This window comes from Serratia sp. Sp408 (genome assembly GCF_057180665.1).
This window is the reverse complement of sequence record NZ_JBXUFT010000008.1, coordinates 125,694-140,634: the sequence shown is the minus strand read 5'-3', so window position 1 is coordinate 140,634 and position 14,941 is coordinate 125,694. Positions and strand designations below refer to the sequence as shown.

Genomic DNA, 14,941 nt, shown 5'->3' with positions numbered 1-14,941 from the left:
ATCTCGCCTGCGGCAGAAATCGTGCCATCGACCATAATGACTCCTGATGCCTTACAAGGGAGCACGCCAATGGTCTGGACTACACATACGGTTTTTAACCAGCCCAAACCGCTGGGCAACAGCAATCTGTTTCTGTCCGATACCCCGCTGCGTGAAGCGGTACAACGTGAGCACGCCGGTTGGGATGCCGACGTATTAGCCTCGCTGGGGCAGCAGCTTGGCACCCAGGAGTCGCTGGAGCTGGGGAGACTGGCCAATGCCAATCCGCCGGAACTGTTGCGCTATGACGCCAGTGGGCAACGGTTGGACGACCTGCGTTTCCACCCCGCCTGGCACATTCTGATGCAGGGACTGGTGGCCAACCGCGTACATAATCTGCCTTGGGAGGAGCAGGCGCGCATTGGCTCGGTGGCGGCGCGCGCTGCGCGTTTCATACTGCATGCGCAGGTGGAGGCTGGCACGCTGTGTCCGATAACCATGACCTATGGTGCCATTCCGCTGCTGCAACGCAGCCTGCCAGCGCCGTTTCGGGACTGGCTGCCGCCGCTGCTTTCCGATCGGTACGACGCCCATCTGCTGCCCGGCGGACAAAAACGCGGGCTGCTGATTGGCATGGGTATGACTGAAAAACAGGGCGGTTCGGACGTATTGAGCAATACCACCAGCGCGACGCCGCTGGCCGGACGCGGCGATGGCGAAGCATATCGCCTGGTAGGGCATAAATGGTTTTTCTCGGTGCCGCAAAGCGACGCGCATCTGGTTTTGGCGCAGACCGAAGGCGGGCTGTCATGCTTCTTCCTGCCACGTATCCTGCCGGACGGCACCCGCAACGCGGTGCGTCTGGAGCGGCTGAAAGACAAGTTGGGCAACCGTGCCAACGCCAGCAGCGAGGTGGAGTTTCAGGATGCTACTGCCTGGCTGCTGGGCGATGAAGGCGATGGTGTACGCCAAATACTCAAGATGGGCAGCCAGACACGCTTTGACTGCGCGCTCGGCAGCCACGGCTTAATGCGCCGCGCGCTGTCGGTGGCGCTCTATCACGCCCATCAGCGCCAGGCGTTCGGCAAGACGTTGATCCAGCAGCCGCTGATGCGTCAGGTGATGGCGGGCATGGCGCTGCGGCTGGAGGGGCAAACGGCAGCGCTGATGCGCCTGGCGCGCGCCTACGGCAGTCAGCAGGAGCCGCTGTCGCAGGGGCTATGCCGTATCATGACCTCGGCGGCCAAGTTTGACGTTTGCCGACAAGGCATACCGTTTGTTGCCGAAGCGATGGAAGTGCTTGGCGGCATCGGTTACTGCGAGGACAGCGAATTGCCGCGTCTGTACCGCGAGATGCCGGTCAACAGCATCTGGGAAGGCTCGGGTAATATCATGTGCCTGGACGTGCTGCGCGCCTGGGCAAAAAGTCCGTTGGTGCAGGAGGCGGTGCACCAGGAGCTGGCAGAGGTGAAAGGACAGAATCGTCATTACGATCGTCAATGGCGACAGCTGTTGCAGCAGACTGGAAAACTGCAGGAAACGCAGGCTCGTGCCCTGACTGGCCGACTGTTTACTCTGTTCGCTGCAGCGCAGTTGTTGCGTTATGCGTCGCCGCCGATAGCCGAAGCCTGGTGCCAGTCGATGCTGGACGAACGCGGGCAGCGGGCGTTACCCGACACATTGTGCGAGTCGCTGCTTGACAGAGCGGTGGGCGGCTAGGCATAAGTAGGCTTCGGATCCTCAAACCACCATAACCAACGGGTAAAAATATGGAAATAATCAACTTATTAGCGGCGTTTGCCTCGTACTTTTTCAGCGGGGTCGCCATGGTGCTGGTGTTCCTGTTTATTTATACCCGCATCACCGCGCATGATGAATGGGCGTTGATCAAACAGGATAATCAGGCGGCGGCATTGGGTTTTATCGGCGCCTGTCTGGGCTATGTTATCCCGCTGGCCAGTGCGGCGATCAACTCGATCAGCCTGTTGGACTACCTGTTATGGGGGGGGGTGGCGCTGGTGGTGCAATTGCTGATCTTTACCGCGGTTAAGTTGTATATGCCGCGCATCAGCGAGAAAATCGAAGCGAACCATACCGCAGCCGGTATTTTCCTGGGCGGCGTCTCGGTCAGCGGCGGGGTATTGAACGCCGCCTGCATGACCTATTAACTCGCTGCCCCTCTGCGCCTAGCGATAAATAATTGCCTGTGAATACCACTGTCCCGGCACCACGGTTTCGCTATTCATGATGATCATGTAATAGCGCGCCCCGGCGGCGGTGGCCTTGCGCTGAATCTCGTCTTCCACATTCATCGGGCTGCCATAAACCAGCGCGCTGACGGTAGTGATCTTTTCCAGCCCGGCAGTTTGCGCCCGGGTAATTTCTTGCGCTTGTCCGGCAATCGGCGGCGGCGGTGGCTTCGGCGTGGTGGTGAGGATGCCGCAGCCGGACAACAGCCCAAGCAACAGCAGCATGGCGGCACAGCGTGCTATGTTCATCGTGACCTCAGAATGCGCAGCGGAAAGTCGTCAGTGTAATGCTTAAGTATATAGTGGAACATAATGAGCTAATGCGTATGACGTTTTTTTGCCATCATAGAGCGGTGTGCGATCCGACTGCGCAGCGCGGATAGCATTATGTAGACTATGGGGCATGGGGTGGGAAGGGGCAAAGCATGATTGAACTGTATGACGAACGCGTGGGCGATATTGCGCTGATCCACGCGGTGCCGGCCGGGCAATACCAACAGCCATTACCGACGGTATTTTTCTACCACGGCTATACCTCGTCGAAAGAGGTCTATGCCTATTTTGGTTATGCGTTGGCCAAGGCCGGCTTTCGCGTGATATTGCCGGATGCCGATCTGCACGGCGAACGTTATCACGGCGATGCCGCGCAACGGCTGGCGCATTTTTGGGAAATTCTGCGGCGTAACATTGATGAACTGCCGGCGTTAAAGGCGCATTTTGCCGAGCGTGGCGTGATCGACGGTACGCGCATTGGCGTGGCGGGCGCGTCGATGGGGGGCATGACCACCCTGGGCGCGCTGACGCGTTATCCCTGGATTGCCGCTGCGGCCAGCCTGATGGGCGCCGGCTATTTCACCTCGCTGTCGCAAACCCTGTTCCCGCCGTTGGATGAGCGTGGACAGGTATTGTCGCCGACGCGGCATGCCGAGCGGGTGGCGCCATTGGCGGATTACGGCGTTGAACATCAATTGGAAACGCTGTCCGGGCGGCCGTTGTTGCTATGGCATGGCGAAGCGGACGATCTGGTGCCAGCGTCACAAAGCCTGCGCTTGGCGCAGGCGCTGCGCGAACGCGGTTGGGATCAGCGCCTGACGCTGGACACCGAGCCTGGGGTGGCGCACCGCATCACGCCAGCGGCGCTGGCCGCGACCGTCGCATTCTTCACGCATAACCTGTAAAAAAGCCCCCTGCGAACAGGGGGCGTGAGAGCGTGTTACTGTCGTTAAGCTGCCGCTTTTCAGTGCGGCTTGGTTCCCTGGTACGGCACTTTTCTGTTAGCGATACAGTTCGGCGCTGACGTGAATCGACGCGGTACTGCCCGGTTGATGCAGGGCGATAATGCGATAGGCGCTGGCGCCGCGCTGTTCGGCGATATCATTGACCTGGGAAGAAGCATCATCCGGTGATACCACATTATGGTTCAGCGTAACGAAACCGATGCTTTGGCGCTGATCTGCCTGGTGCGCGGTGATTTCAGTGGCGGCCATGGCGTTGGCGGAAAGCAGCAAGGCCACGGCGGTGGCGAGGGTAATGCGTTTCATAAGTGCCTCTCTTGACTTGCCCGGAGCGCCAGACGACGGCGGCCCGGATGGCAAGAAGTTATTTGTCTCTGTTGAATGACTTCAAATCCTTTTCGTCGCTTGTTTGGCGGCGGATATGGTTAATTCTAGTGGCTTCTGCCAGATAGAAAAGCGCAGGGATTTGATGACAACTTTCAAAAAAAATGAACGACATGGCGTTGGCGATGATGATTTTGTTGAAGGATTTTCAAAACTAGTGGATCCGTATCCATATATTCGGCCGATAGCAAATCGTGCGCTTTTGCCTTCGAGCGCCAATAACTGCGAATAAATCCCACCGGGTCCTTGAGTTTCCCCCCCTTCGCCAGTATGATTACGCGTCATTTTTCAGCCGTACAAAAATCACGTTCCTTGCTTCCATGGGCCACGGCTGACCCTGACAGGAGGCTGAATAATCCGTAAGGAGCAATTCGATGCGTCATTACGAAATCGTTTTTATGGTCCATCCTGACCAAAGCGAACAGGTTCCGGGCATGATCGAGCGTTACAGTGCTACCATCACTAACGCGCAAGGTCAGATTCACCGTCTGGAAGACTGGGGCCGCCGTCAACTGGCTTACCCGATCAACAAACTGCACAAGGCTCACTACGTTCTGCTGAACGTTGAAGCCCCGCAGGAAGCGATCGATGAGCTGGAAACTAACTTCCGCTTCAACGACGCCGTTATCCGCAGCATGGTTATGCGCGTTAAGCACGCGGTAACCGAAGCATCTCCGATGGTTAAAGCGAAAGACGAACGTCGTGGCGATCGCCGCGAAGACTTCGCTAACGAAACCGCAGATGATGCAGATGCTGGGGATTCTGAAGAGTAATTGCCGCCGTGACGGCTAATCGTCTGGTGTTGTCTGGCACAGTGTGCAAGCCGCCGGTTCGAAAAGTGAGTCCTTCCGGGATCCCCCATTGCCAGTTTGTGCTTGAGCACAAATCAACGCAGGTGGAAGCCGGATTCAGCAGACAGGCATGGTGCCGTATGCCCGTGGTTGTCAGCGGACAACAGTCACAAGCACTAACTCAAAGATTAACGGTCGGCAGTCAGATTACCGTGCAAGGCTTCGTCAGTTGCCATCAAGGGCGCAACGGGCTGAACAAACTGGTACTGCATGCCGAGCAGATTGAATTGATAGATTCTGGAGACTAGCCAAATGGCACGTTATTTCCGTCGTCGCAAGTTCTGCCGTTTCACCGCGGAAGGCGTTCAAGAGATTGACTATAAAGACATCGCTACGCTGAAAAACTACATCACTGAAAGTGGTAAAATTGTCCCGAGCCGTATTACCGGTACTCGTGCAAAATATCAGCGCCAGCTCGCCCGTGCTATCAAGCGCGCGCGCTACCTGTCTTTGTTGCCGTACACTGATCGTCATCAGTAATCGGCCACTGTCCATTAACGACTTTGAGAGGATAAGGTAATGCAAGTTATTCTGCTTGATAAAGTAGCAAACCTGGGCAGCCTGGGTGATCAAGTTAACGTTAAAGCGGGCTACGCTCGTAACTTCCTGGTACCACAGGGCAAAGCTGTTCCTGCTACCAAGAAAAACGTTGAGTTCTTCGAAGCACGCCGTGCTGAACTGGAAGCCAAACTGGCTGACGTTCTGGCCGCTGCCGAAGCGCGCGCAACCAAGATCAACGAACTGGCTTCAGTAACCATCGCGTCTAAAGCAGGCGACGAAGGTAAACTGTTCGGCTCTATCGGCACCCGCGACATCGCTGACGCAGTTACTGCGGCTGGCGTTGAAGTTGCCAAGAGCGAAGTTCGCCTGCCGAACGGCGTTCTGCGTACCACTGGTGAGCACGAAGTGCACTTCCAGGTACACAGCGACGTGTTCGCACAGCTGAATGTAGTTGTGGTTGCAGAAGCTTAATTAAAGCCTCTGTCAATCCGGTTAAAACGCCAGCCTCGTGCTGGCGTTTTGCTTTTCTGCGGCGGCAAAAACGCGCTACCCTGCCTCTGATGCATCAGCCAGGAGGGACAGCATGAATATCGTATTACAGCGAGTGTATGATTTTAACGGCCCGGCGCCACAGTACTGCTTTCTGATCGATCGACTCTGGCCGCGCGGCATTAGCCGACAACGTCTTGCCGGCGTGGAATGGCTGAAGGAAGTGGCACCGGACAATGCATTGCGCCAGTGGTTTCACCAGCACACCGACCAATGGCAAGAGTTTGTCACGCGCTACCGTCGGCAATTGGCCGAAAACAGCGCCTGGCAGCCGCTGGCGGCGTTATTGCGCCAGGGCGAGAGCTTGACCCTGCTGTATGGCAGCAAGGATACGCAGCACAACCAGGGGGTGGTACTGCGCGACTTCCTGTATCAGCAGCTCGGGAACTAGCGCTGACGTCGATAGCTACCGTCGGCCTGACGACGGAACAGTGCCTGGCTGTTATCCGCGGCGGTGACCGACAGCGCGGTTATCACGCCGTTGGCGTCGCGCTCAATGCGCACTTCCTGGCCGGCTTGCAGGTTGCTTAACGGCTTGTCGTTGCCTTCGACCTGCGCCATGGCGAACACCTCATTCACCGGCAGGTTATTGTCGCGGAACAGCTGCGCCAGCGTTTGCCCCGGCTGGATCTGATAACGCTGCCAGTTGCCTGCTGGCGTTTCCTGCGGCACTGCGGCGTCGTTGCCGGCTTCTCCTTGCAGATCGGCCTGCATTGGCGACGACGCATTCTGCGGGGTGCTCACCGGATAGGGATGACCGCTGTTTTGCGGTGAATAGGGCCACAGCAGGGCCAGCAACAGTATAATGCCAAAGATAATCACCCAGCGGCGGTGAAAGTAAGGCAGGGGTTCCAGCCAGCGGAAACCGTCCGGCAAATGCCAGATTTTCAGCAACAGCGCTTTGATTCCATGTCCTTTACCGTGTTCAGGTAGTTGCTCCGAATCCGGATCCTCGGGCGTCCGTGGGGCTGTGCCGGGCTTCAGACGCTGGCTGAAGTTCAGCCAGGTACGCAGCAACGGCTGGTAGACGCGGGTGGTTTTCCTTCTCCTGGGCGCGATTCTGCCCATGGTGACCTCTCTTCAGACTGCGTAAAAATGCCACGGTACTGATGGCGTACCGCCAAACCGACGACACCTTCAGTATAGACCGCTAACTGCTTGATGTGACAGGCAGCGGCGATCGGCAGCGGCGCGTGTGGCAACGGGCGTTAACAGATTGCCATTGTTTCTTTTTCCACGACAAAAGTCATCATTATCAACACAAGATTTTACCCGGCTTTCTGGCACTGTTATGCTGCGCCTTCGACTTTTTACAGACTAAAGGAAAACCCATGACAACCCCTTCATTTGACAGCGTTGAAGCGCAAGCAAGCTACGGGATTGGTTTACAGGTCGGCCAGCAATTGCAGGAATCCGGTCTGGAAGGTTTACAACCGGAAGCGTTGCTGGCGGGTTTGCGTGACGCGCTGGAAGGGAATGCGCCAGCGGTTCCCGTTGATGTGGTGCATCGTGCGCTGCGTGAAATCCACGAACGTGCGGATGCGGTGCGCCGCGAGCGTCAGCAGGCGATGGCGGTAGAAGGCCAGCAGTTCCTGGAAGAAAACGCCAAGCGTGACGGCGTGTCGCTGACCGAATCCGGCCTGCAGTTCTCGGTACTGGAGCAGGGTAATGGCCCAATCCCGTCCCGTCAGGACCGCGTGCGTGTGCATTATACCGGCCGCCTGATCAACGGCGATGTGTTCGACAGCTCGGTAGAGCGCGGCCAACCGGCAGAATTCCCGGTCAGCGGCGTTATCCCAGGCTGGATCGAAGCGTTGACCCTGATGCCGGTCGGCTCCAAATGGCAGTTGTACATCCCGCATCACCTGGCTTACGGTGAACGCGGTGCCGGCGCCTCGATCCCGCCATTCAGCGCCTTGGTGTTCGAGGTCGAACTGCTGGAAATCCTGTAAGACACACGGTTTCCTCTCCAGGGCGCCCCAGCGGCGCCCTGTTTTTATTCGCCACCGAGCGCCCGCGGAAACAGCAGATTATTTTCCAGGTGGATATGCTCCATCAGATCGGCAATAAATTGATCGATGCCCCGATACAGCGCTTGCCAGGTGGTGCATGCGTTTGCCGGCGGCGTCAGATTATTGGTCAGAAACTTCAATACCTCCAACTGCTCGCCGGCTTCGGCGTGTTCATGCTCCATCACCGCAATTGGCCCCATCGCCTGCCGACCCATGCCGTTGACGATCATCGGGAACAGGATCTGTTCCTCTTTCATCATGTGATTGTCCAGATCCTGGCGGATCAGCATTAGCTGCTTGGCCAGACCGCGTGGGCAGGCCGGTTTATCGCCGTGTACCCGCTCGACTTTTTCCGCCATCAGCACCAGCTCCGGCAACTGTTCCCGATGACGCTGATGAAAGCGCGGCAGAATGTAATCGATAATCTCCGCCAGCGGCGCCTGACGCCAGTCACGTGCGTTCGATTCGCCGGTGGCCAACGCCGCCAACTGCGATTGCAGTTGCTGCAGATCCAGCGATTTGCGTTGCGCGGCGTGTTGCAGCGTCCGTTTACCGCCGCAGCAGAAATCTAAATCATGATCGCGAAACAGCTTGCTGGCACCGGGAATGGCAATGGCCAACGCACCGAGAGTGTGATTGTGGTAATCCATGATGACGTCCTCTGAAATGAATAATTCTTATAACATGCATTTTAAATACAATTTAAAGGGCGCGCCATGGCTAAATGGAGGTAGTGGTGCAGGGCGCGCTGATCCACGCCCTGATAATTTGATTACTTCGTTGTTAAATCAATCTGATAAAGCGCAAAGCCAATGCTGTCGCTGCCAACCTGTCGCATCGGGTACTGGGCATTTTGTTTGATAAACGCGGCGGCCTTGTCGCTCGGCGAGGTTTCGAAGCGAATATCCAGCGGGTGAGGGCTGCTGAACGCGGCCAGTCGCCAGTTGTGATCGGCCTGTGGATGCACCGCTCCGTGCTTTTGGCTTTCGGCGCTGATATAGGCTGCCAGCACCGAACGATTCTCATCCGGTGAGGCAAAGGCGATGTGCCGGTCACCGGTGCCGGCAAACTTGCCGCCGTAGGCACGGTAATTGTTGGTCGCCACCAGGAACATGGCGTTCGGATCGATTGGCTTGCCGTTAAACGTCAGCTGTTTGATGCGTTCGGCCTGCGGATTGATCGGTTGACATTCGCCGTCGTAGCGCGCCGGTTGGCTGACATCGATCTGATAGTCAACGCCGTCGATAACGTCGAAGTTGTAGCTGCGAAAGCCGTCCCAGTTGATTAACGACTGCGGTTGGCGGTTGTTGACGTCAATGCGGTTAAACTGTCCGGCAGAACATTCCAGCCATTCCTTGACCTCTTTTCCGCTGGCCTTGACCACCACCAGCGTATTCGGATACAGGTACAGATCGGCGGCGTTGCGGAAGGTCAGCCGGCCTTGTTCCACTTCAACGAAACTGGCCGGATCGTTCTTGCGTCCGCCGACCTTGAACGGTGCCGCTGCGGAGAGCACCGGTAAGTCTGCCAGATCCGGATCGCCTTGAATGTAGTGCTCGACATAGGCCTTCTGCGCGTTATTGACGATCTGAACCGTCGGATCGTCTTGTACCAATGCCAGATAGCTGTACATATTGCCGTCGGCGTTGCCGATCGGCTGACTGACGAACTCGCGGGTGCCCTGATGATCCTGTGCCAGTACTTTCAACAGTGTGCTGTCTTCCGCCGCCAGCGATTTTTTAGCCTGATTGTCGTAAATCGGCCGGGCCTGCGCGCTGGCCTGCGTCACTTTCCAGGCGCCGCCGTGGTTATTCAGCTGTAAATCGACCACGCCGAGGTGATCGCCCCACTGGCCGGGCATGACCGCCGGTACGCCGTTCAGCAGGCCTTTCTCAATGTCGGCACCTTTGATGGCGGCAAAGTCCTGGCTAGGAAACACCGCGTGCGCATGGCCGAACATAATGGCGTCGATGCCTTGCACCTGGCTGAGATAATATACCGAGTTTTCCGCCATGGCTTTGTACGGCTCGCTGGACAGACCGGAGTGCGCAATGGCGATCACCAGATCGGCCCCTTGTCGGCGCATTTCCGGCACGTAGCGCCTGGCGGTTTCGGTAATGTCGTTAACCGTCACCTTGCCTTGCAGATTGGCTTTGTCCCACACCAGGATCTGCGGCGGTACAAAACCGATATAGCCGATGCGCAGGGTATGGTTTTGGCCATCGCGGTCGGTCACCGGCGTATCGACGATGATGTACGGGGTGAACAGCGGCTTTTGAGTTGTTGCATCGATGACGTTGGCATTGACGTACGGGAATCTGGCGCCGGCGATGGCGGTTTTCAGATAATCCAGGCCGTAGTTGAATTCGTGATTGCCGATATTGCCTACCGCGTAGTCCAGCGTATTCATCGCCTTATAGACCGGATGAACGTCGCCGGCCTTCAGCCCCTTGGCCGCCATGTAATCCCCCAGCGGACTGCCTTGAATAATGTCGCCGTTGTCGACCAGCACGCTGTTGGTGACCTGCTGACGCGCCTGTTGGATCAGGCTGGCGGTGCGAACCAGGCCGAATTTCTCGGTGGGTTTATCCTTGTAGTAATCAAAGTCCATCATATTGCTGTGCAGGTCACTGGTTTCCAGCACGCGCAAATCGACCGTAGCCGCCTGCGCCGAGGCGCAGACCAACAGGGCGAGGGCGGACAACGACAGTGGTCGCTTGATCATGATGACGGTTCTCCATGCCATTTTTAGTTTGTTATCGCAGAGGTTGATGCAATCACGTTAGGTGTTCTCAATAAACTGTGAAGTGTGGCAGAAAATCAACGGCAGTAACGCGGGGAAGTTCACAGTTGGGCGGAACAAGATGCGAGGAATTACCGTGGGTTAAGCGGTGGGGATGGATATTCCACGTAAAAAAAACTAGTCTGCTAGCTATGACAGGGGAAAATTTCCCACGGAAGTATAAACAGAGGTGCATGATGTTAGAGCAAATTTGCCAGCTATCCCGCGATGCGGGCGCGGCGATCATGGCGGTGTATAACGGCGAGCAACCGCTTGATGTCGCCCAGAAAAAAGACGACTCACCGGTGACGGCAGCCGATTTGGCGGCGCATCATATCATCAAGAGCGGCCTTGCGGCGCTGACGCCGGACATTCCGCTGTTGTCGGAAGAAGATCCTCCCGCTTGGGAACAGCGGCAAAGCTGGACGCGTTACTGGCTGGTTGACCCGCTCGATGGCACCAAGGAGTTTTTACAGCGCAACGGCGAGTTCACCGTCAATATTGCGTTGATCGAAGATGGCCAGGCGGTGATGGGCGTGGTCTACGCGCCGGCGCTGGAGGTACTGTACCTGGCCGAACGCGGCAAGGCGTGGAAGGAAGAGAACGGGCAACGCCAGGCCATTCGCGTCAAAGAGGGGACGCCGCCGCTGGTGGTGGTCAGCCGTTCGCACAGCGACAACGAGCTGAAGGATTATTTAAAGCAGCTCGGCGTGCACCAGACGGTGGCGGTCGGCTCCTCGCTGAAGTTCTGCCTGGTGGCTGAAGGGAAGGCGCAGCTCTACCCGCGTTTCGGGCCGACCAATATCTGGGACACCGCGGCCGGGCATGCGGTGGCGGTGGCCGCCGGGGCGCAGATTCATGATTGGCAGGGCAAGCCGTTGCTTTATACCCCGCGTGAATCATTCCTCAACCCCGGCTTCCGGGTTTCGCTGTTCTGATCAGTCAGCCAACAGTTGGTGCAGCTTGTTCATCACTTGCTGCACTTCTTCTGCCGTCAGTTTGCCGTCTTTGGCAAATTGAATCTTGCCTTGTTTATCCAGCACGATAATCGCTGAACCGCCCGCTTGCAGATCCCAGGCTTTACGTACGTTGCCGTTACTGTCGACGATGAACTGCGACCACGGGAATTCTTTCTTGTTGTCTTCAATGCTGCTGCGCACAAACATCGCGGTGCCGACCATGGCGTCATCGGTATTGACGATTGTCGTCGTTTGGTAACGATCGCGTGGTAGCTTAGCCTGCTTGATGGCTTCAATCAGCGGATCGTTCATTTCCTTGGCGGAGCTGCGGCCGGCAATATGCTGGATCACTCGCACTTTTCCACTGAGCTGCCCGCTATTCCAGTTTTTGTAGCTAAAATCATCATTGGCGTAGTTTAACTCTCCCCGATCGCTGACGCCGACTGGCGCAACGCGCTGCTGGATTTGAAAGTTGTGCGCGCAGGCCAATAAGGGAGCAAACAGCAGGGATACAATTAGCATGTTACTTTTTTTCATGCTTTCTCCTTGTAGGGGGAACGATGAAGACAGTCTCCAGAGCCTAAAGCATAGGTGGTGATCGGAGGTCTGTCCTGTTAGCGGGTTCTCAGTTTTCCCTTCAGACGCTTAATGCCTGTATTTTGAAGGGATATTCTGAAAAGGTTATAAATTATCATATACAATTCTGTCAAAAAGTGTAAATCCAGTGAAGATGCCCAAGCGAAAGTGAACAAAATGGTCTTAACTAGGTCTACACCCATGCAATCATGTTGCGCTCTCTGGTTAGAGGCTGCCACTTTAGCGGCTCGCGGAGCGCATGGTCCAACGGGAGGAGAGTAAAAGAATGAGAATCTTCCAGCGTTATAACCCATTGAAAGTTGCAAAGTACGTGAAAACCCTGTTCCGCGGAAGGCTGTATATCAAGGATGTCGGCGCATTTGAGTTCGACAAGGGTAAAATCCTGGTGCCGAAGGTTCGCGACAAACGCCATCTCAGCGTGATGTCCGAAGTTAACCGACAGGTATTGTTGCTGCAATCTGAAATGGGTTGAAACGCCAGTCGTTGCGGTAAGTTGCAGTAAAAACAGATGTAATTGCGGCCCCCAACGGGGCCGCTGATGTTTCCGTCCGACTCAGGCCGTCAGGTTTTCGTCCGGCGCCTTCGGCAGTACCGCCGCCGGCTTATCACTCAACTTGGTGACCAGCAGCTGGTCAATCTTGTAACTGTCGATATCCACCACTTCAAACTTGTAGCCGGCGTATTTGACGAAATCGGTGCGTTTCGGGATCTTGCGCAGCATATACATCATAAAGCCGCCGATGGTTTCGTAGTTGCCGGCCTGTGGGAACTCGTCGATATCCAGCACGCGCATCACGTCGTCGATCGGCGTACCGCCTTCAATCAGCCATGAACTCTCGTCGCGCGCCACGATCTGCTCTTCCTGCCCCTGGCCGACCAGATCGCCCATCAGCGTGGTCATGACGTCATTAAGCGTGATGATACCCACCACCAGCGCGTATTCGTTGAGGATCACCGCGAAGTCTTCGCCGGCGGCCTTGAAGCTTTCCAGCGCTTCGGACAGCGTCAGCGTATCCGGCACGATCAGCGCCGAACGAATCTGTACGCCGCTGCTCAATACCAGGCTTTGATTACCCAGTACACGGTTCAGCAGGTCCTTCGAATCCACATAGCCCACCACCTGATCGATGTGGCCGTCACATACCAGGAACTTGGAATGCGGATGCGTCGACACTTTCGCGATGATGCTTTCTTCGCTTTCGCGCAGATCGAAGTAGACCACGCTTTCACGCGAAGTCATTGATGACGGCACGGTACGCGATTCCAGCTCGAACACGTTTTCTATCAGCTCGTGTTCCTGTTTACGCAATACGCCGGCCAGTGCGCCGGCCTCAACCACGGCATAGATGTCGTCAGAAGTGATGTCGTCTTTACGCACCATTGGCAGTTTGAACAGGCGGAAGATCAGGTTCGCCATGCCGTTGAAGAACCATACCAGCGGTCGGAAAATGGCGATGGAGAAACGCATCGGGTTGATGATCCGGACGGCAACCGTCTCTGGTGCAATCATACCGATGCGCTTCGGGGTGAGATCCGCGAAAAGAATAAACAGGCTGGTGACCAGGACGAACGAGCAGATAAAGCTGACCTGCTCAGACATCTCTGGCGGCAGGAAACGATCGAACAGCACCTGGAAGGACGGTGAAAACGCCGCATCGCCGACGATACCGCCGAGAATGGCGACCGCATTCAGGCCAATTTGTACCACGGTAAAGAACAGCCCCGGCGTTTCTTGCAGCTTGAGCACCTTGGCGGCATTGATATTACCTTCGTCGGCCATCAACTTGAGTTTGATCTTGCGCGACGCAGCCAGAGAAATTTCCGACAGTGAGAAAAATGCGCTCACGGCGATCAGAAAAAGAATCAGTAAAATACTGTTTAACATAATCTATCCATACGTGCCGACGGGATGACGGCGCTCTTGAGGAAGGGTAATACATTGTCAAAAGAATTGTTGCAGCGCGGCATGCTGCGCCGGTTCAACCGCATCGGCTATCTGTTATGCCTCGCGAAAAAACAGGCCGCAAGCGCGGCCTGGATAGTATAGCAGTAGCCCGATGAAGCCCGCCAGCGGTTAAAAATTAACGCTTTAGCCCTGTGGCGGCAGGCAGACGCCGATGCCGCCCAGCCCGCAGTAACCGCCTGGATTCTTTTCTAGATACTGCTGGTGATCGTCTTCTGCATAGTAGAACGGCAGCGCCGGCGTAATTTCCGTGGTGATGGTGCGCCGGTCGCCGCTGGCGTCCATCGCCTGCTGGAAGCGCACCATGCTGCTTTCCGCCTGTGCCTGCTGTTCTGGCGACAGGGTGTAGATCGCCGAACGGTATTGGGTGCCGATATCACCACCCTGACGCATTCCCTGTGCCGGATCGTGGTTTTCCCAGAATACCTGCAATAATTGGCGGTAGCTGACAACGGCGGGATCGAACACCACCCGCACCACTTCGGCATGGCCGGTCTGGCCGCTGCACACTTCGCGGTAGGTTGGATTGGGGGTATATCCGCCGCTGTAGCCGGCTGCGGTGCTGTAAACACCGGGTTGCTGCCAGAACAGGCGCTCGACGCCCCAGAAGCAGCCCATGGCGAAAATGGCCACTTCCATGCCTTCCGGCACCTGGGTCATCGAGTGCTGGGTAACAATATTGAGCGGGGCCACCGGCATCGGTGTGGTGCGGCCAGGCAGCGCATCGGCTTTATTGAGGATATTGGATTGATCGGTATAAGGCACCACGGTTGACTCCTATTGTCACAGTAAGAATTTACCCAACACGGGCTGTGTGAGTTGTAACTCGCCGCTTCTTTGCTCACAATAAGCCCCATGTTGCGATTATGTATAAGCTTAA

19 protein-coding genes are annotated in these 14,941 nt (G+C 56.4%); 11 read left to right on the top strand and 8 right to left on the bottom strand.

What is annotated here, in order from left to right; all coding sequences use genetic code 11:
* Positions 1-69 precede the first annotated feature (69 nt).
* Complete coding sequence (locus AC2AXP_RS19790) at positions 70-1,698, top strand: isovaleryl-CoA dehydrogenase (RefSeq protein ID WP_004955974.1); 1,629 nt, start codon at positions 70-72, stop codon at positions 1,696-1,698.
* 50 nt (positions 1,699-1,748) lie between these two features.
* Positions 1,749-2,147, top strand: a complete 399-nt coding sequence (locus tag AC2AXP_RS19785; RefSeq protein ID WP_484381890.1) for a DUF350 domain-containing protein — start codon at positions 1,749-1,751, stop codon at positions 2,145-2,147.
* Positions 2,148-2,165: 18 nt separating this feature from the next.
* Here the strand turns inward: AC2AXP_RS19785 and bsmA are convergent, their stop codons facing one another.
* Positions 2,166-2,477 (bottom strand): biofilm peroxide resistance protein BsmA, encoded by a 312-nt coding sequence (gene bsmA / locus AC2AXP_RS19780; protein WP_004955972.1) that lies wholly within the window; start codon positions 2,475-2,477, stop codon positions 2,166-2,168.
* A 176-nt stretch (positions 2,478-2,653) separates the two neighbouring features.
* Here bsmA and yjfP point away from each other — a divergent pair, with 176 nt between their 5' ends.
* On the top strand, positions 2,654-3,406 hold the full coding sequence (yjfP, locus tag AC2AXP_RS19775; RefSeq protein ID WP_198773931.1) for an esterase: 753 nt from the start codon (positions 2,654-2,656) through the stop codon (positions 3,404-3,406).
* 96 nt (positions 3,407-3,502) lie between these two features.
* Here yjfP and AC2AXP_RS19770 read toward each other — a convergent pair whose 3' ends face one another.
* On the bottom strand, positions 3,503-3,769 hold the full coding sequence (locus AC2AXP_RS19770) for a YdgH/BhsA/McbA family protein (protein ID WP_004955970.1): 267 nt from the start codon (positions 3,767-3,769) through the stop codon (positions 3,503-3,505).
* A 452-nt stretch (positions 3,770-4,221) separates the two neighbouring features.
* Between AC2AXP_RS19770 and rpsF the strand changes: the two genes are divergently transcribed.
* The 5 genes from rpsF (at position 4,222) to AC2AXP_RS19745 (ending at position 6,139) form a co-directional block, all read left to right on the top strand.
* The gene (rpsF, locus tag AC2AXP_RS19765; protein WP_004933634.1) at positions 4,222-4,620 is read left to right on the top strand and encodes a 30S ribosomal protein S6; all 399 of its coding nucleotides are present in this window, start codon (positions 4,222-4,224) and stop codon (positions 4,618-4,620) included.
* A gap of 8 nt (positions 4,621-4,628) precedes the next feature.
* The gene (gene priB, locus AC2AXP_RS19760; protein ID WP_039991282.1) at positions 4,629-4,946 is read left to right on the top strand and encodes a primosomal replication protein N; all 318 of its coding nucleotides are present in this window, start codon (positions 4,629-4,631) and stop codon (positions 4,944-4,946) included.
* Between the two features lie 4 nt (positions 4,947-4,950).
* Positions 4,951-5,178 (top strand): 30S ribosomal protein S18, encoded by a 228-nt coding sequence (rpsR, locus tag AC2AXP_RS19755; RefSeq protein ID WP_000135199.1) that lies wholly within the window; start codon positions 4,951-4,953, stop codon positions 5,176-5,178.
* A 39-nt stretch (positions 5,179-5,217) separates the two neighbouring features.
* Positions 5,218-5,670, top strand: a complete 453-nt coding sequence (rplI, locus tag AC2AXP_RS19750; RefSeq protein ID WP_004955963.1) for a 50S ribosomal protein L9 — start codon at positions 5,218-5,220, stop codon at positions 5,668-5,670.
* A gap of 112 nt (positions 5,671-5,782) precedes the next feature.
* Positions 5,783-6,139, top strand: coding sequence for a DUF488 domain-containing protein (locus tag AC2AXP_RS19745; RefSeq protein ID WP_004955962.1), 357 nt, complete (start codon positions 5,783-5,785; stop codon positions 6,137-6,139).
* On the opposite strand, the gene AC2AXP_RS19740 is transcribed toward AC2AXP_RS19745, so the two are convergent.
* Positions 6,136-6,816 carry an OapA family protein gene (locus AC2AXP_RS19740; protein WP_004955961.1) on the bottom strand — a complete coding sequence of 227 codons (681 nt, stop codon included), beginning with the start codon at positions 6,814-6,816 and terminating at the stop codon, positions 6,136-6,138. The two genes, AC2AXP_RS19745 and AC2AXP_RS19740, sit on opposite strands and share 4 nt — an antisense overlap.
* A 263-nt stretch (positions 6,817-7,079) precedes the next feature.
* Between AC2AXP_RS19740 and bamJ the strand changes: the two genes are divergently transcribed.
* The gene (gene bamJ, locus AC2AXP_RS19735; protein WP_004955960.1) at positions 7,080-7,700 is read left to right on the top strand and encodes a BamJ family beta-barrel-assembly machinery protein; all 621 of its coding nucleotides are present in this window, start codon (positions 7,080-7,082) and stop codon (positions 7,698-7,700) included.
* 44 nt (positions 7,701-7,744) lie between these two features.
* On the opposite strand, the gene ytfE is transcribed toward bamJ, so the two are convergent.
* Positions 7,745-8,410, bottom strand: coding sequence for an iron-sulfur cluster repair protein YtfE (ytfE, locus tag AC2AXP_RS19730; RefSeq protein WP_004955959.1), 666 nt, complete (start codon positions 8,408-8,410; stop codon positions 7,745-7,747).
* 122 nt (positions 8,411-8,532) lie between these two features.
* Entirely contained in the window at positions 8,533-10,485 is a 1,953-nt protein-coding gene (locus AC2AXP_RS19725; protein ID WP_039991279.1) for a bifunctional 2',3'-cyclic-nucleotide 2'-phosphodiesterase/3'-nucleotidase, read from the bottom strand.
* A gap of 254 nt (positions 10,486-10,739) precedes the next feature.
* Here AC2AXP_RS19725 and cysQ point away from each other — a divergent pair, with 254 nt between their 5' ends.
* Entirely contained in the window at positions 10,740-11,480 is a 741-nt protein-coding gene (gene cysQ / locus AC2AXP_RS19720; protein WP_039992448.1) for a 3'(2'),5'-bisphosphate nucleotidase CysQ, read from the top strand.
* Here cysQ and AC2AXP_RS19715 read toward each other — a convergent pair whose 3' ends face one another.
* Positions 11,481-12,038 (bottom strand): YtfJ family protein, encoded by a 558-nt coding sequence (locus AC2AXP_RS19715; RefSeq protein ID WP_004955955.1) that lies wholly within the window; start codon positions 12,036-12,038, stop codon positions 11,481-11,483.
* A 325-nt stretch (positions 12,039-12,363) separates the two neighbouring features.
* On the opposite strand from AC2AXP_RS19715, the gene AC2AXP_RS19710 reads away from it, so the two are divergent.
* Entirely contained in the window at positions 12,364-12,570 is a 207-nt protein-coding gene (locus tag AC2AXP_RS19710) for a DUF1107 domain-containing protein (RefSeq protein WP_039991278.1), read from the top strand.
* Between the two features lie 81 nt (positions 12,571-12,651).
* On the opposite strand, the gene paeA is transcribed toward AC2AXP_RS19710, so the two are convergent.
* Both paeA and msrA read right to left on the bottom strand, forming a co-directional pair.
* Positions 12,652-13,983 carry a polyamine export protein PaeA gene (gene paeA / locus AC2AXP_RS19705; protein WP_004955953.1) on the bottom strand — a complete coding sequence of 444 codons (1,332 nt, stop codon included), beginning with the start codon at positions 13,981-13,983 and terminating at the stop codon, positions 12,652-12,654.
* A 204-nt stretch (positions 13,984-14,187) separates the two neighbouring features.
* Positions 14,188-14,826, bottom strand: a complete 639-nt coding sequence (gene msrA / locus AC2AXP_RS19700; protein ID WP_088499941.1) for a peptide-methionine (S)-S-oxide reductase MsrA — start codon at positions 14,824-14,826, stop codon at positions 14,188-14,190.
* Positions 14,827-14,941: the final 115 nt, after the last annotated feature.

Bases quoted from the DNA above. Each gene is read 5' to 3' on its own strand.
- AC2AXP_RS19725 (WP_039991279.1), bottom strand. From the start codon at position 10,485: ATGATCAAGCGACCACTGTCGTTGTCCGCCCTCGCCCTGTTGGTCTGC.
- rpsR (WP_000135199.1), top strand. From the start codon at position 4,951: ATGGCACGTTATTTCCGTCGTCGCAAGTTCTGCCGTTTCACCGCGGAA.
- bsmA (WP_004955972.1), bottom strand. From the start codon at position 2,477: ATGAACATAGCACGCTGTGCCGCCATGCTGCTGTTGCTTGGGCTGTTG.
- AC2AXP_RS19785 (WP_484381890.1), top strand. From the start codon at position 1,749: ATGGAAATAATCAACTTATTAGCGGCGTTTGCCTCGTACTTTTTCAGC.
- bamJ (WP_004955960.1), top strand. From the start codon at position 7,080: ATGACAACCCCTTCATTTGACAGCGTTGAAGCGCAAGCAAGCTACGGG.
- yjfP (WP_198773931.1), top strand. From the start codon at position 2,654: ATGATTGAACTGTATGACGAACGCGTGGGCGATATTGCGCTGATCCAC.
- rpsF (WP_004933634.1), top strand. From the start codon at position 4,222: ATGCGTCATTACGAAATCGTTTTTATGGTCCATCCTGACCAAAGCGAA.
- AC2AXP_RS19740 (WP_004955961.1), bottom strand. From the start codon at position 6,816: ATGGGCAGAATCGCGCCCAGGAGAAGGAAAACCACCCGCGTCTACCAG.
- rplI (WP_004955963.1), top strand. From the start codon at position 5,218: ATGCAAGTTATTCTGCTTGATAAAGTAGCAAACCTGGGCAGCCTGGGT.
- AC2AXP_RS19790 (WP_004955974.1), top strand. From the start codon at position 70: ATGGTCTGGACTACACATACGGTTTTTAACCAGCCCAAACCGCTGGGC.
- AC2AXP_RS19710 (WP_039991278.1), top strand. From the start codon at position 12,364: ATGAGAATCTTCCAGCGTTATAACCCATTGAAAGTTGCAAAGTACGTG.
- cysQ (WP_039992448.1), top strand. From the start codon at position 10,740: ATGTTAGAGCAAATTTGCCAGCTATCCCGCGATGCGGGCGCGGCGATC.
- paeA (WP_004955953.1), bottom strand. From the start codon at position 13,983: ATGTTAAACAGTATTTTACTGATTCTTTTTCTGATCGCCGTGAGCGCA.
- AC2AXP_RS19715 (WP_004955955.1), bottom strand. From the start codon at position 12,038: ATGAAAAAAAGTAACATGCTAATTGTATCCCTGCTGTTTGCTCCCTTA.
- AC2AXP_RS19770 (WP_004955970.1), bottom strand. From the start codon at position 3,769: ATGAAACGCATTACCCTCGCCACCGCCGTGGCCTTGCTGCTTTCCGCC.
- ytfE (WP_004955959.1), bottom strand. From the start codon at position 8,410: ATGGATTACCACAATCACACTCTCGGTGCGTTGGCCATTGCCATTCCC.
- AC2AXP_RS19745 (WP_004955962.1), top strand. From the start codon at position 5,783: ATGAATATCGTATTACAGCGAGTGTATGATTTTAACGGCCCGGCGCCA.